Here is a 327-nt window from a genome sequence, read left to right as displayed (position 1 = left end):
GGTGCGGCACCGGAGCAGATCTTCCTGGGCCCGACCTCCGAGCGGGAAGTCGGCAATGGGCTGCGAATCTATCGCGCCGTTGTGTTGTCGCTGTTTTCTGGGGTGAAGCGCCGGGAGCGCTTTACCATGCGGCTGGGTCATCGCCGAAGTGCAGGGCGCGGTGTCGCGCCGCTGGATTGTCGTGGTCGATACTGGCTCCATCAATGGTGTTAAGACACACGGTATCATGTACTGTCTGTTACAGCATGTTAAACCGATCGGGTACCGCAATGCGTCGACGGGTCTGCTCGCCACCCGGAACTGGCCGCTGCGGCGAGGTTGCGCAAG

Annotated in this window: 1 protein-coding gene; it reads left to right on the top strand. The window is 61.8% G+C overall.

The window, feature by feature from the left end:
- Positions 1-213: hypothetical protein (locus AC5Y49_RS24880; RefSeq protein WP_499892034.1), on the top strand; the 213-nt coding region annotated here is incomplete at its 5' end.
- Positions 214-327: the final 114 nt, after the last annotated feature.

The organism is Mycobacterium sp. NGS62, from assembly GCF_059812285.1.
Note: the sequence above shows the minus strand (reverse complement) of the source record. Positions and strands in the feature narration are given on the sequence as shown.